19 protein-coding genes are annotated in these 21,302 nt (G+C 70.7%); all 19 read left to right on the forward strand.

Going from position 1 to position 21,302, the window contains the following annotated elements:
- Window positions 1-257: 257 nt before the first annotated feature.
- The 19 genes from mraZ (at window position 258) to K9U37_RS11230 (ending at window position 21,292) form a co-directional block, all read left to right on the forward strand.
- Entirely contained in the window at window positions 258-689 is a 432-nt protein-coding gene (gene mraZ / locus K9U37_RS11140) for a division/cell wall cluster transcriptional repressor MraZ (RefSeq protein ID WP_243071741.1), read from the forward strand.
- Window positions 664-1,821 carry a 16S rRNA (cytosine(1402)-N(4))-methyltransferase RsmH gene (gene rsmH, locus K9U37_RS11145; protein WP_243071742.1) on the forward strand — a complete coding sequence of 386 codons (1,158 nt, stop codon included), beginning with the start codon at window positions 664-666 and terminating at the stop codon, window positions 1,819-1,821. Before mraZ ends, rsmH begins: the two co-directional genes overlap by 26 nt.
- Window positions 1,821-2,837 carry a cell division protein FtsL gene (gene ftsL / locus K9U37_RS11150; protein WP_243071743.1) on the forward strand — a complete coding sequence of 339 codons (1,017 nt, stop codon included), beginning with the start codon at window positions 1,821-1,823 and terminating at the stop codon, window positions 2,835-2,837. The genes rsmH and ftsL overlap by 1 nt, the downstream gene beginning before the upstream one ends.
- A complete protein-coding gene (locus K9U37_RS11155; protein ID WP_243071744.1) occupies window positions 2,834-4,753 on the forward strand; it encodes a peptidoglycan D,D-transpeptidase FtsI family protein in 1,920 nt (639 codons plus the stop codon). The genes ftsL and K9U37_RS11155 overlap by 4 nt, the downstream gene beginning before the upstream one ends.
- An 87-nt stretch (window positions 4,754-4,840) precedes the next feature.
- Entirely contained in the window at window positions 4,841-6,400 is a 1,560-nt protein-coding gene (locus K9U37_RS11160; protein ID WP_372489500.1) for a UDP-N-acetylmuramoyl-L-alanyl-D-glutamate--2,6-diaminopimelate ligase, read from the forward strand.
- Window positions 6,397-7,890 carry a UDP-N-acetylmuramoyl-tripeptide--D-alanyl-D-alanine ligase gene (locus tag K9U37_RS11165; RefSeq protein WP_243071745.1) on the forward strand — a complete coding sequence of 498 codons (1,494 nt, stop codon included), beginning with the start codon at window positions 6,397-6,399 and terminating at the stop codon, window positions 7,888-7,890. The genes K9U37_RS11160 and K9U37_RS11165 overlap by 4 nt, the downstream gene beginning before the upstream one ends.
- Entirely contained in the window at window positions 7,887-8,966 is a 1,080-nt protein-coding gene (mraY, locus tag K9U37_RS11170; protein WP_243071746.1) for a phospho-N-acetylmuramoyl-pentapeptide-transferase, read from the forward strand. The genes K9U37_RS11165 and mraY overlap by 4 nt, the downstream gene beginning before the upstream one ends.
- Before the next feature lies 1 nt (window position 8,967).
- Entirely contained in the window at window positions 8,968-10,431 is a 1,464-nt protein-coding gene (gene murD / locus K9U37_RS11175) for a UDP-N-acetylmuramoyl-L-alanine--D-glutamate ligase (protein WP_243071747.1), read from the forward strand.
- 125 nt (window positions 10,432-10,556) lie between these two features.
- On the forward strand, window positions 10,557-12,077 hold the full coding sequence (gene ftsW, locus K9U37_RS11180) for a putative lipid II flippase FtsW (RefSeq protein ID WP_243073333.1): 1,521 nt from the start codon (window positions 10,557-10,559) through the stop codon (window positions 12,075-12,077).
- Window positions 12,078-12,100: 23 nt separating this feature from the next.
- Entirely contained in the window at window positions 12,101-13,255 is a 1,155-nt protein-coding gene (murG, locus tag K9U37_RS11185) for an undecaprenyldiphospho-muramoylpentapeptide beta-N-acetylglucosaminyltransferase (RefSeq protein ID WP_243073334.1), read from the forward strand.
- A gap of 41 nt (window positions 13,256-13,296) precedes the next feature.
- The gene (gene murC / locus K9U37_RS11190; protein WP_243073335.1) at window positions 13,297-14,721 is read left to right on the forward strand and encodes a UDP-N-acetylmuramate--L-alanine ligase; all 1,425 of its coding nucleotides are present in this window, start codon (window positions 13,297-13,299) and stop codon (window positions 14,719-14,721) included.
- 113 nt (window positions 14,722-14,834) lie between these two features.
- Window positions 14,835-15,689 carry a cell division protein FtsQ/DivIB gene (locus K9U37_RS11195; RefSeq protein ID WP_243073336.1) on the forward strand — a complete coding sequence of 285 codons (855 nt, stop codon included), beginning with the start codon at window positions 14,835-14,837 and terminating at the stop codon, window positions 15,687-15,689.
- Between the two features lie 200 nt (window positions 15,690-15,889).
- Complete coding sequence (gene ftsZ, locus K9U37_RS11200; RefSeq protein ID WP_243071748.1) at window positions 15,890-17,044, forward strand: cell division protein FtsZ; 1,155 nt, start codon at window positions 15,890-15,892, stop codon at window positions 17,042-17,044.
- Window positions 17,045-17,076: 32 nt separating this feature from the next.
- Window positions 17,077-17,784 (forward strand): peptidoglycan editing factor PgeF, encoded by a 708-nt coding sequence (pgeF, locus tag K9U37_RS11205; RefSeq protein WP_243071749.1) that lies wholly within the window; start codon window positions 17,077-17,079, stop codon window positions 17,782-17,784.
- Complete coding sequence (locus K9U37_RS11210) at window positions 17,781-18,518, forward strand: YggS family pyridoxal phosphate-dependent enzyme (protein ID WP_243071750.1); 738 nt, start codon at window positions 17,781-17,783, stop codon at window positions 18,516-18,518. The genes pgeF and K9U37_RS11210 overlap by 4 nt, the downstream gene beginning before the upstream one ends.
- A 63-nt stretch (window positions 18,519-18,581) precedes the next feature.
- Window positions 18,582-19,247: a cell division protein SepF gene (locus K9U37_RS11215; RefSeq protein ID WP_243071751.1), complete on the forward strand. Its 666-nt coding sequence runs from the start codon at window positions 18,582-18,584 to the stop codon at window positions 19,245-19,247.
- Window positions 19,248-19,359: 112 nt separating this feature from the next.
- Window positions 19,360-19,659, forward strand: a complete 300-nt coding sequence (locus K9U37_RS11220; protein WP_243071752.1) for a YggT family protein — start codon at window positions 19,360-19,362, stop codon at window positions 19,657-19,659.
- Between the two features lie 227 nt (window positions 19,660-19,886).
- Window positions 19,887-20,696: a DivIVA-like cell division protein Wag31 gene (gene wag31, locus K9U37_RS11225; RefSeq protein WP_243071753.1), complete on the forward strand. Its 810-nt coding sequence runs from the start codon at window positions 19,887-19,889 to the stop codon at window positions 20,694-20,696.
- A 59-nt stretch (window positions 20,697-20,755) separates the two neighbouring features.
- The gene (locus tag K9U37_RS11230; protein WP_243071754.1) at window positions 20,756-21,292 is read left to right on the forward strand and encodes a phage holin family protein; all 537 of its coding nucleotides are present in this window, start codon (window positions 20,756-20,758) and stop codon (window positions 21,290-21,292) included.
- Window positions 21,293-21,302 lie beyond the last annotated feature (10 nt).

Here is a 21,302-nt window from a genome sequence, read left to right on the forward strand (position 1 = left end):
CGCGCCGCGCCATGACCACTCCGGGTCGGCGCGGTCGCGGGCATCTTTCTGTGCGTCCCCCACATCGCCCCACTGCCTGCTGAGCAGGGCTTTTACCGCCTCCAGCACCCCGTTGGCCGGGGCTGAAATGCTTTCAGTGGAAGAAGGTGGCGGACAAACCCCAAAATGCCCCCGGAAGGTGGAGCAAAGTGGGGGAATGTGGGGTATTGTGGCGGCTAACGGAGTGAAGGAGGCTCCGGGGTGTAGGAGGTGCGGGGATGTTTCTCGGTACCTACACGCCCAGGCTCGACGACAAGGGGCGGCTGACGCTGCCCGCCAAGTTCCGCGACGCACTGGCAGGAGGGTTGATGGTCACCAAGAGCCAAGACCACAGCCTGGCTGTCTACCCGCGGGCGGAGTTCGAGCAGCTGGCCCGGCGGGCCGCGCAGACCTCGCGGAGCAATCCGGAGGCCCGTGCGTTCCTGCGCAACCTCGCGGCCGGCACCGACGAACAGCATCCCGACTCACAGGGCCGGATCACCCTTTCCGCCGACCACCGTCGCTACGCCAACCTCTCCAAGGACTGCGTGGTGATCGGCGCGGTCGATTTCCTCGAGATCTGGGACGCCCAGGCCTGGCAGGAATACCAGCAGACCCACGAAGAGAACTTCTCCGCGGCCAGCGATGAAGCGCTCAGCGACATCATCTGACCCGGCCCGTGCACCGTGGCCTCTGCCCGAACCGACCCTGGCGTACTTCCCCAACGCCAGGTTCGCGACCCCGGGCAGGGACCTCGGTGCAGGGACACCCGCAGATCGACCGGGAGGTTCCGTCGTGGTTGACTCCGCCGACCACGGACACGTTCCCGTCCTGCTGCAGCGCTGCGTCGATCTCCTCGCCCCGGCGCTGACCCGCCGTGCGGCCGACGGTTCCGGTGCCGTCCTGGTCGACGCCACCCTTGGTGCGGGCGGTCACGCCGAACGCTTCCTAGGCGACTTCCCCGGGCTGCGGCTGATCGGGCTCGACCGCGACCCCAACGCGCTGGCCGGCGCTACGCAGCGGCTGGCGCCGTTCGCCGATCGCATCACCTTGGTCCGGACCCGGTACGATGGGCTCGCCGACGCCTTGGCCGAAGCAGGTTGCGCGACGACGGCTTCGGTCGACGGTGTGCTGTTCGACCTCGGGGTCTCGTCCATGCAGCTCGACCAGCGCGAGCGCGGCTTCTCGTATGCGCAGGACGCTCCGCTGGACATGCGGATGGATCCGGAGGCCCCGCTGACGGCGGCCGAGATCCTCAACACCTACGACCGCGCCGCGCTCACCGACATCCTGCGCCGGTTTGGTGAGGAGAAGTTCGCCCACCGCATCGCCGGGCTGGTCGTCGAACGACGTGAGCGCGAGCCGCTGACCACGACCGGCGAGCTGGTCGAGATCATCTACAAAGCGGTCCCCGCGCCGGCTCGGCGCACCGGGGGACACCCGGCCAAGCGGACCTTCCAGGCGCTGCGGATCGCGGTCAACGCCGAACTGGACTCGCTGAGCGCCGCACTGCCCGCCGCGCTGTCGGCGCTGCGCCCCGGCGGCCGCATCGTGGTGATGGCCTACCAGTCGCTGGAGGACCGCATCGTCAAGACGACCTTCGCCGCCGCGACGGCCTCCCGCACCCCGGCGGGCCTTCCCGTCGAACTGCCCGGCCACGAGCCGGAATTCATCGCGATCACTCGGGGCGCCGAACGTGCCGGCGCCGACGAGATCGAACGCAATCCCCGCAGCGCGCCGGTACGGCTGCGGGCCGTGCAGCGGGCCGAGCTGGGCAACCCGGGACGGGGAGGGGACAACTGATGAAGGTCGGGCGCAAGGCAGCCGATCCCGCGGATCGCGAGAAGACCAAGAAGGACGTCAAGAAGGGCGACGTCACGAAGGGCAAGGCCGCCGCCGGCCGGCGGCGTACGGGCGAGGCGGCCGCACGCGGGTCCCGGCAGCGCAACGGCGTGTCGGCCCGCCGGCCGCACGAACCGCGTGGCCTGCGCCAGGGGCCGCAGACCGCGCCGACGGCGCGCCCCGTCGAACGCCCCGCCCGGCCCAAGACCGCCAGTCAGGCCAAGGCGCGGGCTAAGGCACGTAAAGCCAAGGCCCCCGAGATCGTTCGGTCGCCACTGCGCGAGCGGTTGATCGCCCGGCTGGCGACCATCGACCTTCGCCCGCAGACCCTGACGGCCAAGGTGCCCTTCGTGGTCCTGATCATCGGGGCTCTCGCCGTCGGCTTGGGTGTCACACTCTGGCTGTCCACCGCCGCCGCGCAGCGCTCCTACCAGCTCGGCAATGCCCGCGCGACCAACGACGCGCTGACCCAGCAGAAGGAAGCCCTCGAGCGCGACGTCCTGGAGGCGGAGTCGGCACCCGCGCTGGCCGAGGCCGCCCGCAACCTGGGCATGATCCCGTCGAAGGACACCGCGCACCTGGTTCAGGACCCCGTGGGCAACTGGATCGTCGTCGGCAAGCCCAAGCCCGCCGAGGGTGCACCGCCGCCGCCGCTGAACACCAAGTTGCCCGACGACAAGCCGCCCGCCCCGCCGGCACCTGCCGCGCCGCCGGCCCCCAAGCCCGGTAGTGCGCCGGAGGTTCCGACTCACCTGACCCCGCTGGTGCCAGGTGCCGTCCCGCTGGCCGGGATGCCGCCGGCCGCCGGAACCGAAGTGCCGGTGCGCATTCCGTCGGCCACCGACCACGCGCCGGCCGAAGCCGCCCTGCCGGGGCCCGCGCTCGCGCCCGGTCTGAACCTGGTGCCGGTGCCCGTCGGCGGCCCGGCCCCGGCCGACGCCGTGCCCGCGCCGCCGGTGGCCGGAGCCGCGCAGTGACCCGCGGCGAGCGGACCCGGGTTTCCAAAGCCAAGGGCAAGCGCCAGCCCGAAACCGGACCCGGCCACTCGGCCATGGCGCGACGTACCCGCGAGCCCGTCGAAACCGTCTCGCGCACAGCATCATTCGTCTTCCGTCATCGGACCGGCAACGTCGTCATCCTCCTCGCGCTGCTGGTGGCGGCAGCGCAGCTGTTCAACCTGCAGGTCCCGCAGGCGGCCGGGCTGCGCACCGAGGCCGCGAGCCAGCTCAAGGTCACCGACGTCGAGAAAGCGGTGCGCGGCAGCATCGTCGACCGCAACTACGACAAGCTCGCCTTCACCATCGAGGCCAGGGCCCTGACCTTCCAGCCGGCCAAGATCCGCAAGCAGCTGACCGAGGCCAAGCAGAAGTCGCCGTCCGCCCCGGACCCCGACAAGCGGCTCACCCAGATCGCCACCGAGGTCTCCGCCAAGCTCGGCGACAAGCCCGACGCCGCGACCCTGCTGAAGAAGCTGCGCAGCAACGAGACCTTCGTCTACCTCGCCCGCGCCGTCGACCCCGCCATCGCCGACGCGATCATCAAGAAGTTCCCTGAGGTCGGCGCCGAACGCCAGGACCTGCGCCAGTACCCGGGCGGGGTGCTGGCCGCCAACATCGTCGGCGGTATCGACTGGGACGGCCACGGCCTGCTCGGCCTGGAGGACTCGATGGACTCCAAGCTGTCGGGCACCGACGGCTCCATCACCTACGACCGCGGCTCCGACGGCGTCGTCATCCCCGGCAGCTATCGCAACAAGCACGACGCGGTCGACGGCTCGACCGTGCAGCTGACTCTCGACGACGACATCCAGTTCTACGTCCAGCAACAGGTGCAGCAGGCCAAGGACCTCTCCGGGGCCAAGAATGCCTCAGCGGTGGTGCTGGACGCCAAGACCGGTGAAGTGCTGGCGATGTCGAACGACGACACCTTCGACCCCAGCCAGGACATCGGCCGCCAGTCCGACAAGCAGATGGGCAACCTCTCGGTCACCTCACCGTTCGAGCCCGGTTCGGTCAACAAGATCGTCACCGCCTCGTCGGTGATCGAATACGGCCTGTCCAACCCCGACGAGGTGTTGTCGGTACCGGGTTCGATCGACATGGGCGGGGTCAACGTCCACGACGCGTGGGACCACGGTGTGATGCCCTACACCACCACCGGGGTGTTCGGTAAATCCTCCAACGTCGGCACCCTGATGCTGGCCCAGCGGGTCGGCCCGGAGCGCTACTACGACATGCTCGGCAAGTTCGGGCTCGGTCAGCGCACCGGCGTCGGCCTGCCCGGCGAGAGCTCGGGCCTGGTCCCGCCGATCGATCAGTGGTCGGGCAGCACGTTCTCCAACCTGCCGATCGGACAGGGCCTTTCGATGACCCTGCTGCAGATGGCCGGCATGTACCAGGCCATCGCCAACGACGGGGTGCGGATCCCGCCGCGCATCGTCAAGGCCACCATCGCCGCGGACGGCTCCGCCACCGAGGAGCCGCGGCCCACCGGCATCCGCGTCGTCTCGGCCGACACCGCGCGCACCGTGCGCAACATGCTGCGCGCCGTGGTCCAGCGCGACCCGATGGGCTACCAGCAGGGCACCGCCCCGGCCGCCTCGGTCGAGGGCTATCAGGTCGCGGGCAAGACCGGCACCGCCCAGCAGATCAACCCGGCCTGTGGCTGCTACTTCAGCGACGTCTACTGGATCACCTTCGCCGGGCTGGCACCCTCGGACGATCCCCGCTACGTCGTCGGCATCATGATGGACAACCCGCAGCGCAACGCCGACGGCTCGGCCGGCCACTCGGCGGCGCCGCTGTTCCACAACATCGCCGCCTGGCTGCTGCAACGGGAGAACGTCCCGCTCTCACCGGACCCCGGGCCGCCGCTCACGCTGCAGGCCACATAACCGCTCGGCGCTTCCGGCTCGGTAGGGTGGCATCTCGATCGAGCAGACGGTCACGCCGAGAGGCTGGTGCTCAGCGACCGGAAGTTGATGGAGGTGACGGGCGTGACCGAAGTCCTGCGGCCGCGCACCACACCGGCGCTGGGCTTGCCGATGCTGGCCGCCCGCATCGGCGCCGTCCCCGCCAACCGTGGCGCCGTTCCCGACGTCCGGATCACCGGCGTCACCCTGCGCGGGCAGGACGCCGGAGCCGGTGACCTGTTCGCCGCGTTGCCCGGCTCGACCTCGCACGGCGCCGGATACGCCGGTGATGCCGTCGCCCGTGGTGCCGTTGCCGTGCTCACCGACGCCGAAGGTGTGGCGATCATCCACCGCGAACTCGGCGACCCGGCTCCGGTGCCGCTGCTGGTTCACCCGGCACCCCGGTCGATCCTCGGCGATCTCGCCTCCGCGGTCTACGGCCACCCGTCGGACCGGGTGGCGGTCCTCGGAGTCACCGGCACGTCCGGCAAGACCACGACGACGCACCTGATCGAGGCGGGGCTGCGGTCGGCCGAGCGCACACCGGGTCTGATCGGCACGGTGGGGGTGCGGATCGCCGGCGCCGACGTGCCCAGCGCGTTGACCACCCCGGAGGCCCCCGCAGTGCAGGCGCTGCTGGCCGTGATGGCCGAGCGTGGCGTCGACACCGCGGTCATGGAGGTGTCCAGCCACGCCCTGGCACTCGGTCGGGTGGACGGAATCCGGTTCGCCGCGGGTGGCTTCACCAACCTGTCCCGCGACCACCTCGACTTCCACCCCACGATGGAGGCCTACTTCGAGGCCAAGGCCCGGCTGTTCGACCCGTCCTCGCCGGTGCACGCAGCGGTTCCGGTGATCTGCGTCGACGACGACGCCGGCCGGGCCATGGCGCGGCGCGCCGACGATGGCGTCACCATCAGCGCCGACGGACATCCGGCGGACTGGCGGGCCGAGGACATCGTCGTGCTCGACAGCGGTCTGCAGGAGTTCACCGCCATCGACCCGGCAGGGGTGCATCACCGGCTGCGGATCCGGCTGCCCGGTCGCTACAACGTGGCCAACGCTCTGCTGGCCCTGGCGATGCTCGACGCGGTGGGCGTGTCGCCCGAGCAGGCCTCGCCCGGCCTGCGGGAGGCATCGGTGCCCGGCCGGCTCGAGGCGATCGAGCGCGGCCAGGACTTCCAGGCCGTCGTGGACTACGCGCACAAACCGGGCGCGCTGCAGGCCGTGCTGCAGACGTTGCGCCGGCCCGATTCGCGGCTGGCCGTGGTGTTTGGCGCCGGGGGAGGCCGCGACCCCGGCAAGCGGGAAGCCATGGGCCACATCGCCGCCGAGCTCGCCGACCTGGTCGTGGTCACCGACGACAACCCCCGCGACGAGGATCCGGCGGCGATCCGAGCGGCCATCCTGGACGGTGCCGCCCAGGTGGACGACCGGGGCGTGGTGGTCGAGATCGGTGACCGCCGCGACGCGATCCGGCACGCCGTGGCCTGGGCCCGGCGCGGGGATGTGGTGGTGATCGCGGGCAAGGGACACGAGAAGGGTCAGACCGCACGTGGACGGACCCGGCCCTTCGACGACCGCGACGAGCTGGCCGCGGCGCTCGAGGCGCTCGGGAGCCGGCAATGATTCCGCTGACCGTCGCCCGGATCGCCGAGATCGTCGGCGGTGAGCTCGCCGACATCGGCCCGGCCGAGGCCGCGCAGCGGCAGGTGACCGGCACCGTCGAGTTCGACTCGCGGGCGATCACCCCGGGCGGGCTGTTCCTGGCACTGCCCGGCGCGCGTTCCGACGGCCACGACTTCGCGCAGTCCGCGGTCGCCGCGGGCGCGGCGGCGGTGCTCGCCGCGCGTCCGGTCGGTGTGCCCGCGATCGTGGTGCCGCCCGCCCCGGCGTCCGACGCCCAGGCCGGGGTGTTCGAGCACGACACCGACGGTTCGGGCGCCGCAGTGCTGGCCGCACTGGCCAAGCTGGCGTCCGCGGTGGCCGCCGAGCTGGTCGAGGGCGGGCTGACGATCATCGGCATCACCGGGTCGTCGGGCAAGACGTCGACCAAGGACCTCATCGCCGCCGTGCTGCGCCCGCTGGGCGAGGTGGTGGCCCCGCCCGGGTCGTTCAACAACGAGCTCGGCCACCCCTGGACGGTGCTGCGCGCCACCGAGGACACCGACTTCCTGGTGCTCGAGATGTCGGCGCGTCACCCCGGCAACATCGCTGCGCTGGCCGCGATCGCCCGGCCCTCGATCGCCACGGTGCTCAACGTCGGCACCGCCCACCTCGGCGAGTTCGGTTCCCGCGAGATCATCGCCGAAACGAAGTCCGAACTGGTACAAGCACTTCCGGCATCCGGGGTGGCGGTTCTCAACGCCGACGATCCGATGGTCGCCGCGATGGACGCCAAGACCGTCGCGCGGGTGGTGCGGGTCGGCCGGACCGAGAACATCGAGCTGCGCGCACAGAACATCGAACTCGACGAGCTGGCCCGGCCGCGCTTCACCCTCTCCACCGCCACCGAATCGGCCGAGGTGCAGCTGGCCGTGCACGGCGAGCATCAAGTGAGCAATGCGCTCTCGGCCGCCGCGATCGCCCTGGAGTGCGGCGCGAGTCTGCCGCTGGTGGCCGAGGCGCTGGCCGGTGCCGGCCCGGCCTCGCGGCACCGGATGGAGGTGCGGGTGCGCCCCGACGGGGTCACTGTCATCAACGACGCCTACAACGCCAACCCCGACTCGATGCGGGCCGGGCTTCAGGCGCTGGCCGTCATGGCCCGCCAGCAGCAGCAGCGCAGCTGGGCCGTTCTCGGGGAGATGGGCGAACTCGGCGAGGAGTCGATTACCGAGCACGATCGTCTCGGCCGGCTGGCCGTGCGCTTAGATATCAGTCGACTTGTCGTCGTCGGGACCGGGAGGCCTATGAACGCCATGCACCACGGGGCGGTCATGGAGGGTTCCTGGGGTTCGGAATCCACCGTGGTGCCCGACGCCGACGCGGCCCTGGCGCTGCTGCGCGCCGAGCTGCAGCCCGGTGACGTGGTGCTGGTCAAGGCGTCGAACGCGGCGGGGCTCGGTGCGCTGGCCGAGGCCCTGGTCGCCGAGTCGACGATGTGGCCGGAGGCCCAGTGAGACTCATCCTCATCGCCGTCGCCATCGCGCTGGCGGTCTCGATCCTGCTCACCCCGGTTCTGATCCGGCTGTTCACCGAGCAGGGCTTCGGTCAGGAGATCCGCGAGGACGGCCCGCCGAGTCACAAGACCAAACGCGGCACACCGTCGATGGGCGGGGTGGCGATCATCGCCGGGATCTGGGCCGGCTACTTCGGCACCCACCTGCTCGGCCTTGCGCTGGACGGCAGCGGCCCGTCGGCGTCCGGGTTGCTGGTGCTGGGCCTGGCCACCGCGCTGGGCGCCGTCGGCTTCACCGACGACCTCATCAAGATCCGGCGCTCCCGCAACCTGGGCCTGAACAAGACCGCCAAGACCGTCGGCCAGATCACCGCCGCCGTGCTGTTCGGCATCCTCGTCCTGCAGTTCCGCAACTCCGACGGACTCACACCGGGCAGTCCCGAACTGTCCTACGTGCGCGAGATCGCCACCGTCACACTGAGTCCGGCGCTGTTCGTGCTGTTCGTCGTCGTGGTGGTCAGTGCCTGGTCCAACGCGGTGAACTTCACCGACGGCCTCGACGGACTGGCCGGCGGCAGCATGGCGATGGTCAGCGCCGCCTATGTGTTGATCACCTTCTGGCAGTACCGCAACGCGTGCGCGACCGCACCCGGACTGGGCTGCTACAACGTGCGCGACCCGCTGGACCTGGCGCTGATCGCCGCCGCCACCGCAGGCGCCTGCATCGGGTTCCTGTGGTGGAACGCCGCGCCGGCCAAGATCTTCATGGGCGACACTGGGTCGCTGGCGTTGGGCGGCATCATCGCGGGGCTCTCGGTGACCAGCCGCACCGAAGTGCTGGCCGTGGTGCTCGGCGCGCTGTTCGTCGCCGAGGTGACCTCGGTGGTGGTGCAGATCCTCGCCTTCCGCACCACTGGGCGCCGGGTGTTCCGGATGGCGCCGTTCCATCACCACTTCGAACTCGTCGGCTGGGCCGAGACCACGGTGATCATCAGGTTCTGGCTGTTGACCGCGATCGCCTGCGGCCTGGGCGTCGCCCTGTTCTACGGCGAGTGGCTGTCCGCCATCGGCGCCTGACATGCCGTCGGGACTCGAGCCGCTGGCCCCCGGGGCGCGGGTGCTGGTGACCGGTGCCGGGATCACCGGACGGGCCGTCGTGGCCGCGCTGGCGTCCTGGGCCGTCGAGATCGCGGTATGTGACGACAACACCGAGGCGTTGGCGACGCTGGCCGCCGGCGGCGTGGCCACAGTGACACCCGCGGATGCCGGCGCGGCGATCGACGGCTTCACGCTGGTGATCACCAGCCCCGGCTTCCCGCCCACCGCGCCGGTGCTGGCCGCTGCCGCGGCGGCAGGGGTGCCGATCTGGGGTGACGTCGAACTGGCCTGGCGGCTCGACGCCGCCGGGCACTACGGCCCGCCGCGGCGCTGGCTGGTGGTGACCGGCACCAACGGCAAGACCACCACGACCTCGATGCTGCACGCGATGCTGGTGGCCGACGGTCGGCGCGCGGTGCTGTGCGGCAACATCGGCGACCCGGTTCTCGACGTGCTGGAGCAACCGGCGGATCTGCTGGCCGTGGAAGCTTCCAGCTTCCAGCTGTTCTGGGCGCCGTCGCTGCGCCCCGAGGCGGGGGCGGTGCTCAACATCGCCGAGGACCACCTGGACTGGCACGGCGGATTCGACGCCTACGCCGCGGCCAAGGCCAGGGCGCTGGAGGGTCGGGTCGCCGTCGTCGGTCTCGATGACGCGCCGGCCACCGCCCTGCTGCCCGGTTCGGCGGCCGCGGTCAAGGTCGGCTTCCGGCTCGGTGAACCGGCCGCCGGGGAGCTCGGGGTGCGCGACGGGATGCTCATGGACCGGGCGTTCGCCGAGGACCTGCAACTGGCCCCGGTGGCGTCGATCCCCGTCGCGGGCCCGGTCGGAGTACTCGACGCGCTGGCGGCCTCCGCGCTGGCCCGATCAGTCGGCGTGCGCGCCGGATCCATCGCCTCGGCGCTGGCTGGCTTCACAGTGGGCCGGCACCGTGCCGAAGCGGTTGCCGTGGTCGACGGGGTGACCTACGTCGACGACTCCAAGGCCACCAACCCGCATGCCGCCCAGGCGTCGGTGCTGGCCTATCCGCGGGTGGTGTGGGTGGCCGGTGGCCTGCTCAAGGGCGCGTCGGTGGACGACATGGTCACCCGGGTGGCTGACCGGCTGGTCGGGGCAGTGCTGATCGGCCGTGATCGTGCGGTGGTTGCCGAGGCGTTATCGCGACACGCGCCCGATGTCCCCGTCGTCGAGGTGGTGACAGGGGAGGATCATGTGGTGCATGGGATCAATGAGTCAGGTGTTGCTCATGAGACTCGAGTGGTCGATGCCTCCGGTTCCGGCCTGGGCGCGCGGGTGATGACCGAGGTCGTCGCTGCCGCCGCCAGCCTGGCTCGGACCGGGGACACGGTGCTGCTGGCCCCTGCTGGAGCGTCGTTCGACCAGTTCGCCGGCTACGGGGACCGCGGCGACGCGTTCGCCGCCGCCGTGCGTGCCGCGGCCCGGTAGCGGCCGTGCGCGCCAACATCCTGAACCGGTCACGGCGTCGGGGCGCCCCGGACGACGTGGCGGCCCCTGCCGACCCTGAGGCCGCCGTCGATCGGGCCGAGCCCACCACCGAGCCCACGGCGGTCGTGACCGTCGGGGCGCCCGCGAGGCCGAAGTTCGAGCCGCACAAGAAGTTCGGTGCCTGGCTGGGCCGGCCGATGACGTCGTTCCACCTGATCATCTCGGTGGCCGCGCTGCTGGTCACGCTCGGTTTGACCATGGTGCTGTCGGCCTCCGGGGTGCATTCCTACGACGAGGACGGCTCGCCGTGGACGATCTTCGCCCGGCAGGTGATGTGGACCTGCCTCGGCCTGTTCGCCTGCTGGGTAGCGCTGCGCCTGCCGGTGCGGTTCCTGCGCCGCACCGCGTTCTCCGCGTTCGCGCTGACGATCGTCCTGATCACGCTGGTGCTGATCCCCGGGATCGGGCACGAAGCCAACGGCTCGCGCGGCTGGTTCGTCTTCGCGGGCCTGTCCATGCAGCCCTCCGAGCTGACCAAGATCGCATTCGCCATCTGGGGCTCGCACCTCTTGGCCACCCGGCGCATGGAGCGCGCATCGCTGAAGGAGATGCTCATTCCGCTGCTGCCGGCGGCGGTGATCGCGCTGGCGCTCATCGTCGCCCAGCCCGACCTCGGGCAGACGGTGTCGCTGGGCATCATCCTGCTCGCCCTGCTCTGGTTTGCCGGTCTGCCGCTGAAGGTGTTCGTCAGCTCACTGGGGGCCGTGGTGGCCGCCGCGGCCGTGCTCGCCGTTTCCGCCGGCTACCGCTCGGATCGGGTGCGATCCTGGCTGGATCCCAGCGCCGACGCGCAGGGCTCCGGCTACCAGGCGCGCCAGGCCAAGTTCGCGCTGGCCAACGGTGGGGTGTTCGGCGACGGCCTGGGTCAGGGCACCGCGAAGTGGAACTACCTGCCCAACGCCCACAACGACTTCATCTTCGCCATCATCGGCGAGGAACTCGGCTTTGTCGGTGCGTTCGGGCTGCTGGCCCTGTTCGGGTTGTTCGCCTACACCGGCATGCGGATCGCCCGCCGCTCGGCCGACCCGTTCCTGCGCCTGCTGACCGCCACCGCCACGATGTGGGTCATCGGCCAGGTGTTTATCAACGTCGGTTACGTCATCGGCCTGTTGCCGGTCACCGGCATTCAGCTGCCATTGATATCGGCGGGTGGAACATCAACGGCGACAACACTTTTCATGATCGGGCTGATGGCCAACGCGGCCCGTCACGAGCCGGAGGCGGTCGCGGCCCTGCGCGCGGGCCGCGACGACAAGATGAACCGGCTGCTGCGCCTGCCGCTGCCCGAGCCCTACGTGCCCACCAGGGTCGAGGCGCTGCGCGACCGGCTGCGGTCCGGCTCGCCCGAGCCGGCCAAGAAGACCACCAGGAAGCCGGCCCGCAAGTCCACCCGCAATCCCGAACCCGCCCGCAGTCGCGCCGCGCTGCCAGCCAAAACCAGGACGGCCAAGCGACCCACCCGACGCGCAGGGCATCATGGAGGCGCTTCCCGTCAGGATTACCCCGACGGGGCGCAGCGATACGGACAACCTGCAGGCGGCCCCGCACGGCGGCCCCGCACATTGGAAGGTCAGCGTTACGGGTGAGGTTCTCGGGGGTCGGCGGCGGTGTGGAACGCGGCGACTCGGGCGGCAGGAGCAGTGCGAAGAACGGCGACGCCCCGGTGTCGGTCGTGCTTGCCGGTGGTGGCACCGCGGGTCACGTCGAACCGGCCATGGCGGTCGCCGACGCGTTGAAGGCCCTTGACCCAGACGTCCGCATCACCGCCCTCGGGACCGCCCGCGGCCTGGAGACCAGGCTGGTGCCCGACCGCGGCTACCACCTCGAACTCATCACCCCGGTCCCGCTGCCGCGCAAGCTCAACTGCGACCTGATGCGGCTGCCTTTTCGGGTGCGCCAGGCCGTGCGCGAGACGCGTGCGGTGCTCGACGACGTCCACGCCGACGTGGTCGTCGGCTTCGGCGGCTACGTTGCCCTGCCGGCCTATCTGGCCGCCCGCCGCGCCCGCGTTCCGGTTGTGGTCCACGAGGCCAACGCCAGCGCCGGGCTGGCCAACCGGGTGGGTGCCCGGGGCGCCCGGCGTGTGCTGGCCGCCGTGCCCGACTCCGGCCTCGTCCACGCCGAGGTGGTGGGCATGCCGGTGCGGGGGTCGATCACGGCACTCGACCGCGCCGCGCTGTGCGCGCAGGCCCGCGCCCATTTCGGCTTCGCCGAGGATGCCCGCGTGCTGCTGGTCTTCGGCGGCTCGCAGGGCGCCGCCTCGATCAACGCGGCGGTCTCGGCGGCCGCGGCCGACCTGGCTGCCGCGGGTATCTCGGTGCTGCACGCCCACGGACCCAAGAACACCCTCGAGCTGCGCACCTCCGAGTCGGGCGATCCGCCCTACGTCGCGGTGCCCTACCTCTACCAGATGGATCTTGCCTACGCCGCCGCCGACCTGGCGATCTGCCGTTCCGGGGCGATGACGGTGGCCGAAGTGTCGGCCGTCGGGCTGCCCGCGGTGTACGTGCCGCTGCCGATCGGCAACGGCGAGCAGCGGCTCAATGCGCTGCCGGTGGTCAACGCCGGGGGAGGGCTGCTGGTCGCCGACGCCGACCTCACGCCGGAGTTCGTCGCCCGCGAGGTCGCCGGCCTGCTGACCGACGCCCCCCGGCTGGAGGCGATGACCGCCGCCACCGCGCAGGTCGGCCACCGCGACGCCGCGCGCCGGGTCGCCGAGGTGGCACTCGACGTGGCGCGGTCGGCCCGGACGGCCACCCGGTGACCGCGGCCAAGGCGTTGCCGCCCGAGCTGCAGCGGGTGCACATGGTCGGTGTCGGCGGTGCGGGCATGTCCGGAATCGCGCGGATCCTGCTGGACCGCGGCGGCATGGTTTCGGGCTCGGATGCCAAGGAGTCCCGCGGGGTGGTCGCGCTGCGCGCCCGCGGCGCGCTGATCAACATCGGGCACGACACAGCCAACCTCGACCTGCTGCCGGGCGGTCCGACCGCGGTGATCACGACCCATGCCGCGATCCCCAAGACCAACACCGAACTCGTCGAGGCGGCCAGGCGGGGGATTCCGGTGATCCTGCGGCCGGTGGTGCTGGCCAAGCTGATGGCTGGCCGGCGCACCCTGCTGGTGACCGGCACACACGGCAAGACCACCACCACCTCGATGCTCATCGTCGCCCTGCAGCATGCCGGGATGGATCCGTCGTTCGCCGTCGGCGGTGACCTCGGCGAGGCGGGCACCAACGCGCACAACGGCAGCGGCGACTGTTTCGTCGCCGAGGCCGACGAGAGCGACGGTTCGCTGCTGGAGTACACCCCCGACGTCGCGGTGGTCACCAACATCGAGTCCGACCACCTGGATTTCTTCGGAACCCCGCAGGCCTACACCGCGGTGTTCGACGCCTTCGTGCAGCGGCTGGCGCCCGGCGGCGCGCTGGTGGTGTGCGGCGACGATCCCGGTGCCGCAGCGCTGGCCGAACGCAGTGCGGCACTTGGTGTTCGGGTCTTGCGCTACGGTAGCGGGCCCGGCGACGGGCTGGCCGGAGCGCTGGTCGACTGGGAACAGCAGGGGACCGGCGCGGTAGCCCACATCCAGCTCGCCGGCGAGGCCCACCCGCGGGTGATGCGGCTGGCGGTGCCGGGCCGGCACATGGCGCTCAACGCGCTGGGCGCGCTGCTGGCCGCCGTCGAGGTGGGCACCCCGATCGACGACGTGCTCGACGGCCTGGCCGGGTTCGAGGGGGTGCGCCGCCGGTTCGAACTGGTGGGTACCGCCGCCGGTGTTCGCGTCTTCGACGACTACGCCCACCATCCGACCGAGGTGCGCGCCGCACTGACCGCGCTGCGTGCCATCGCCCGGCAGGACCGTACCGGCCACCCGACCATCGCGGGCGCCCGCAGCATCGTGGTGTTCCAGCCCCACTTGTATTCGCGGACAAAGACTTTCGCTCGCGAGTTCGGCAGCGCACTGGACACCGCCGACGAGGTGTTCGTCCTTGACGTCTACGCCGCCCGCGAGCAGCCGATGGCCGGCATCAGCGGGGCCACCGTCGCCGAACACGTCAGCGTGCCGGTGCAGTACGTGGCGGACTTCTCCGCGGTGGCCGCTCGGGTGGCCGCGACGGCCCGCGACGGTGACGTGGTGGTCACCATGGGCGCCGGCGACGTGACGATACTGGGCGCCGAGATCATCTCGGCCCTGCAGGAGCGGGCCGAGCGCATCGGGGAGGTGTGGTGACAGCGCCGGGGGACGAGCCGCAGGCCGAACCGGTTGAGGACACAATCTCGCCCGAGGTGACGGAGTCCGATCCTCCGACGGCGCCCACGGCGACCGAGGAGCCCGAGGCCGAGGTGACGCCGGACGAGCCCGAGGTAGCCGAGGAACCGGATTTCGAGGGCCCACGCCGGCGAGCGCGCCGGGAACGTGAGGAGCGCCGCGCCGCCCAGGCCCGTGCGATGGCGATCGAGGAGGCCCGCCGAGAGGCCAAGCGCCGCGTCCGCGATGAGCAGTCGGATGCGTCGAAACCGTTGGGCCGCAGGGCGGTTCGCGGCCTTCGGCTGCTGACCTGGCTGGCGGTGCTGGCGGTGGTCGCGGTCGGGCTGGGGCTGGTGCTGTTCTTCACGCCGCTGATGTCGGCGCGCTCGCTCGTCGTCACCGGCACCGGCGTGGTGACCCGCGAGGAGGTCCTCGACGCGGCCAAGGTCGCACTTGGCACCCCGCTGCTGCAGATCAACACCGACATGGTGGCCGACCGGGTGGCCGGCATCCGGCGGGTGGCCAGTGCGCGGGTGCAGCGCGAGTACCCGTCGACCTTGCGCATCACCATCGTCGAGCGCATCCCGATCGCGGTGAAGGACTATCCCGACGGCCCGCACCTGTTCGACAGGGACGGCGTCGACTTCGCGACTGCGCCGCCGCCGCCCGGCCTGGCCTACATCGACGTCGACCACCCCGGGCCCGGCGATCCGCCCACCCGGGCGGCACTGCAGGTGATGACGTCACTGAGTCCCGATGTCGTCGGGCAGGTCAGCCGGGTCGCCGCACCGTCGGTCGCCTCGATCACGCTCACCCTCACCGATGGCCGCACGGTGGTGTGGGGGACCACCGACCGCACCGACGAGAAGGCCGAGAAATTGGCGGCACTGCTGACCCAGCCCGGCCGCGCCTACGACGTGTCGAGCCCGGATCTGCCGACGGTCAAGTAAGTCTCACGCGCGGGCCGTGACCGACCTCGCGGGAAATTCGCCTGCGACACGTCGGCGCGCCTCCCACATCCGACGCCGACCGGCCATACCGTTCTGGTTGCGCGCAACTACTTGACATAACTCTAAGCCTCTGGTTGAGGTTGAGGGTTTGCCGAGAAGCTCAGCGCCACCCGAGCCCGACAGGGAGGAAGACCCACACGATGACCCCCCCGCATAACTACCTCGCCGTCATCAAGGTCGTTGGCATCGGCGGCGGCGGTGTCAACGCCGTCAACCGAATGATCGAGCAGGGACTCAAGGGAGTCGAGTTCATCGCGATCAACACCGACGCTCAGGCGTTGTTGATGAGCGACGCCGACGTCAAGCTCGACGTCGGACGTGACTCCACCCGCGGTCTCGGCGCCGGCGCTGACCCCGAGGTGGGCCGCAAGGCCGCCGAGGACGCCAAGGACGAGATCGAAGAACTGCTGCGCGGCGCCGACATGGTGTTCGTCACCGCCGGTGAAGGCGGCGGCACCGGCACCGGCGGCGCGCCGGTGGTGGCCACCATCGCCCGCAAGCTCGGCGCGCTGACCGTCGGCGTGGTCACCCGGCCATTCTCCTTCGAGGGCAAGCGCCGCTCCAACCAGGCCGAGGCCGGCATCCAGGCGCTGCGCGAGAGCTGCGATACCCTCATCGTCATCCCCAATGATCGTCTGCTGCAGATGGGCGACGCCCAGGTCTCCCTGATGGACGCCTTCCGCAGCGCCGACGAGGTGCTGCTCAACGGCGTGCAGGGCATCACCGACCTCATCACCACCCCGGGCCTGATCAACGTCGACTTCGCCGACGTCAAGGGCATCATGAGCGGCGCGGGCACCGCCCTGATGGGCATCGGCTCGGCCCGTGGCGACGGCCGTGCGCTCAAGGCCGCCGAGATCGCCATCAACTCGCCGCTGCTGGAAGCGTCGATGGAAGGCGCGCAGGGCGTGCTGATGTCCATCGCCGGTGGCAGCGACCTGGGCCTGTTCGAGATCAACGAGGCCGCCTCGCTGGTCCAGGACGCCGCCCACGCCGACGCGAACATTATCTTCGGCACCGTGATCGACGACTCGCTGGGTGACGAGGTCCGGGTGACGGTCATCGCCGCCGGCTTCGACGCCGCCGGTCCCAGCCGTAAGCCGGTCGTGGGACCCGCCGCTGCGGCGCCCTCGATCGCCCCCGGTGCCGCGGGCAAGCTCAGCTCCTCGCTGTTCGACCCGATCGGCGCGGTCAGCGTGCCTGCGCCGAGCAACGGCGCGACGGTTCGCATCGGGGGTGACGACGGCGGAATCTCCGACGATGACGTCGACGTCCCGCCGTTCATGCGGCACTGACCGCGCGATCAGGCGCCCGGATACTGGGACCAGTGACTGTTCGCATCCGCCGCGTGACCACCACCCGGGTCGGCGGGGCTTCGGCGCCGCCGTTCGACACCTTCAATCTCGGTGACCACGTCGGCGACGATCCGGCCGCTGTGGCGGCCAACCGCGCACGTCTGGCCCGCGCGATCGGGCTGCCCGAGGACCACGTGGTCTGGATGAACCAGGTCCACGGCGACCACGTCGAGGTGGTGACCGAGCCGCGCACCGATCCGCTCGAGGACACCGATGCCCTGGTGACCACCGCGTCGCGCCTGGCCCTGGCCGTGGTCACCGCCGACTGCGTGCCGGTGCTGCTGGCCGACGCCCGCGCCGGCGTGGTCGCCGGTGTGCACGCCGGGCGGGTGGGCGCCGCCAAGGGCGTGGTGCTGCGAACGGTCGAGGCGATGCTGGCCCAGGGCGCTCACGTCGGGGACATCTCGGTGCTGCTCGGCCCCGCGGTCAGCGGTGCCAACTACGAGGTGCCCGAACAGATGGCCGCCGACGTCGAGACGGTGCTGCCGGGCAGTCGCACCCGCACCGCGCGTGGCACCCCGGGGCTGGATCTGCGCGCAGGCATCGCCCGGCAGTTGATCGGCGCGGGCATCAAGGCTGTCGACGCCGACCCGCGGTGCACCGTCGCCGACAAGAATCTGTTCAGCCACCGCCGCGACGCGCCGACGGGTCGGCTGGCCTCACTGGTGTGGATGGAATGAGCGACCGGGAATCCGAACTCGCCACCGCGCTGGCCGCCCTGCGCGACCGGGTGGCCGCCGCGGCGGGAGCCGCCGGCCGTGACGCGGCCGACGTGGAGCTGCTGCCGATCACCAAGTTCTTCCCCGCCTCCGACGTCGAGATCCTGTGGCGGCTGGGCTGCCGCGGTTTCGGAGAGTCGCGCGAGCAGGAGGCCTCGGCCAAGATCGCCGAGTTCCAGGCGCTGACAGGTGCCCACGACGTGCGCTGGCATATGGTCGGCCAGGTCCAGCGCAACAAGGCCAAACACGTAGCGGTCTGGGCGGATTCCGTGCACTCGCTGAGCACCGCCAAGGTCGCGGCCGCGCTGGACCGCGGTGCGCAGCAGGCCATCGAGCAAGGCTTGCGCGCCGATCCGGTGAAGGTGTTCGTGCAGATCAGCCTCGACGGTGACACCGAACGCGGCGGGGTGGACCTCGGTGACCCGGCAGCGGTCGACGCCATCTGCGCCCAGGTGGCCGACGCCGACGGCCTGCGACTGGTCGGGCTGATGGCGATCCCGCCGCTGGGCGCCGACCCCGACGAGGCCTTTGCGACGCTGGCCGCCGAACACCGCCGGGTGGTGCAGAACCACCCCGAGGCCACCGAGTTGTCCGCCGGGATGTCCGGTGACCTGGAAGCGGCGGTGCGACACGGTTCGACGTGTGTGCGTGTCGGTACAGCGCTTATGGGACAACGTCCTCTAACGTCTCCCTGAGTAGTCACTCCAGTCACATCTTCATCACAGACACCGAACTTCACGCTCCAGAAGGGTCCAGCGATGAGCACACTGCACAAGGTCAAGGCCTACTTCGGTATGGCTCCGATGGACGATTACGACGACGAGTACTACGACGACGACGGCCACGGCGCCGGCCACGGCGGATACTCCCGTCGCAGTGAGCGTTTCGCCGACGACGGCTACGAGCGCGGACCGCGCTACGAGGACCGCGAGCCCCGCGCCCCCCGCGAGTACGACGAACCGCGCGGCGACTACGACGCCCCGCCGACCGGCGGCTTCCGCTACGCCGATGAGCCCCGGTTCCGGCCGCGCGAGTTCGACGACATGCCGCGGCCGTCCCGCTTCGGTTCACTGCGCGGTTCCACCCGCGGCGCTCTGGCGATGGACCCCCGCCGGATGGCCGAGCTCTTCGAGGCGGGCAGCCCGCTGTCGAAGATCACCACGCTGCGCCCGAAGGACTACAGCGAGGCCCGCACCATCGGTGAACGATTCCGCGACGGTCAGCCGGTGATCATGGACCTGGTGTCGATGGACAACGCCGACGCCAAGCGGCTGGTGGACTTCGCCGCCGGGCTGGCCTTCGCGCTTCGCGGCTCATTCGACAAGGTGGCCACCAAGGTGTTCCTGCTGTCGCCGGCCGATGTCGACGTCAGCGCCGAGGAGCGTCAACGCATCGCCGAGGCGGGTTTCTACAGCTACCAGTGACCTAGTCGGTGGGCGAGTGCCCGCCGACTAGGTAGGCTGACGGGCGTCACGCTGGGATGAAGCCAGCGGTGTCGGCAATGTCACATCCGCTGTTAGTAAGGACCGGCTTTAGTTGGCGCTGTTCTTCGAAATCCTGGGTTTCGCGCTGTTCATCTTCTGGCTGCTGCTGATCGCCCGGGTCGTCGTGGAGTTCATTCGCTCGTTTGCGCGTGACTGGCACCCGCGCGGCGTCACCGTGGTGATCCTCGAGGCGATCATGACGCTCACCGACCCACCGGTGAAGCTGTTACGTCGGCTGATCCCGCAGCTGACGATCGGTGCCGTCCGATTCGACCTGTCGATCATGGTGCTTCTGCTGGTTGCGTTCATCGGGATGCAATTGGCGTTCAACGCCGCCGCGTCCGCTGCCTGACCCGACCGCCGAAGGCCGGCAAAATACCGCATCGGGGGCCGAATCGCGCCTGCGCCACGCCGCATCCCGCGGGCGGAATTTTGAAATTCGCTCTTAATTATCGGTCTCGGCGGCAACCGGCGGTTCTGGTGTGACAGGATGGGCGCCAGTTACAGTACGGCACGATGAACGCAGCACGCGTTCGACACAAGATTCGGTTCGACCATCCAGACCCGAGGGGGCAGACAATGCCACTTACACCGGCCGACGTGCACAATGTGGCGTTCAGCAAGCCACCCATCGGCAAGCGTGGCTACAACGAGGACGAGGTTGACGCCTTTCTCGACCTGGTGGAGAACGAGCTCACCCGCCTGATCGAGGAGAACTCCGACCTGCGTCAGCGGGTCAGCGAGCTCGACCAGGAGTTGGCCTCTGCGCGTGCCGGCGGTGGCGTACCCGCTCCCACTCAGGCGATCCCGCTGCATCAGCCGGAGCCCGAGCCCGAGCCCGCACCTGCGCCCGTGCAGCAGGCGGCCCCCGCGCCGTCGTCGTCAGGCACCGAGGAGCGGGCCATCAAGGCCGCCCGTGTGCTGAGCCTGGCTCAGGACACCGCCGACCGGTTGACCGCGACCGCCAAGGCCGAGGCCGACAAGCTGCTCTCCGATGCGCGGGCCAACGCCGACCAGATCCTGTCGGAGGCCCGCCACACCGCGGAGACCACCGTCGCCGACGCCAAGCAGCGCTCGGAGGCGATGCTCAGCGATGCCCAGACCCGGGCGGAAGCCCAGCTGCGCCAGGCGCAGGAGAAGGCCGACGCGCTGCAGGCCGACGCCGAGCGAAAGCACTCGGAGATCATGGGCACTATCAACCAGCAGCGCACCGTCCTGGAGGGCCGCCTCGAGCAGTTGCGGACCTTCGAGCGCGAGTACCGCACCCGCCTGAAGACCTATCTTGAGTCGCAGCTGGAGGAGCTGGGCCAGCGTGGCTCGGCTGCCCCGGTCGACTCCGGTGCGGCCAGCGACGGCGGCTTCAACCAGTTCAGCCGGCCCACGAACTGAGGTACTCACGGGCCGCTGCGGCCCCCGCCCGCCTGTTTCGCGTCGCCGGAGGTTGATCCATGCTGATCGTTGCGCTGGTGCTGGCGGTGATCGGCCTCGCGGCCCTGGTCACCGCTGTCGTCACCAGCAGTGAGCTGGTCGCCTGGGTGTGCATCGGGGCCAGCGTCCTGGGCGTCATCCTGCTGATCGTCGACGCCATTCGCGAGCGCCAGAGCGGCGCTTCCGATGACGGCGCCGCCGCCCCGGCCACGGCCCCCGACGAGCCCGAGGAGCCGGCCACGGCCGATGTCGTGGCGTACTCCGATGAGCAGAGCGTCGATGCGACCTACTCCACGTTCGACGCGGACTATCCCGACGAGTCGCTGGAGGAGGAGATCGCCGCCGAGGACCACCCCGAAGAGGTGGTCTCCGACGATCCCGAGTCCGACATTCCCGACGATGACGAGCCAGAGCTTCCGGAACCGGCCGAGGAGGCCGCGATCCACACCGTCGACGAGAACGACCCTCAGGGCGAAGACGGCGACGACGCAGAGCCGGCCGACGACGCAGAGCCGGCTGGCGACGCAGAGCCGGCTGGCGAACCCGAGAAGCGCTGACCCCGGTTTC

Source organism: Candidatus Mycolicibacterium alkanivorans, assembly GCF_022760805.1.
Taxonomy (GTDB): domain Bacteria; phylum Actinomycetota; class Actinomycetes; order Mycobacteriales; family Mycobacteriaceae; genus Mycobacterium; species Mycobacterium alkanivorans.